The following is a 422-nucleotide window of genomic DNA, read 5'->3' on the forward strand; positions in this document are numbered from 1 at the left end:
GTATTGAAGGGAGAGGGCGGTAACTATACTGACGATTGGGTCATAGAAGATGGCTTGGTTAAGATCAGCTATTCTGATGAATCGGAGAGCTTCACGACTTACTGGGCACTGTTAGATTCGTTGGATGATACGTGGTCAATCAAGTTCTATGAGAACGAAGTTGTGGACGGTCAATCAAGTAGCTATATCTGGATGGATACTATTATTCAACAAGATCGTCCGATTGTGCTTGAAGAGTGCTACATCGGTGATGCAGAACCTGTTGAGGGGCAACCTATCCCGAGTATGAGTGACTACGAAACGGCGATCACGGATTGTGGCGGTCGAACTCACATTACCAGTGAGATGGTCGAGGGTCTAAACTTCCAACGCGTTAAAGGCAATGGAAATACTCGTGACTACTTGTTCAATGCTGATGGTAC

General features: G+C 45.7%; 1 pseudogene. It reads left to right on the plus strand.

Annotated features, from left to right (window positions below):
• Window positions 1-422: pseudogene (locus tag AB4486_RS25775) on the plus strand (hypothetical protein); the annotation flags it as partial.

This window comes from Vibrio sp. 10N.222.55.C6 (assembly GCF_041473395.1).
GTDB classification, from domain to species: domain Bacteria; phylum Pseudomonadota; class Gammaproteobacteria; order Enterobacterales; family Vibrionaceae; genus Vibrio; species Vibrio crassostreae_C.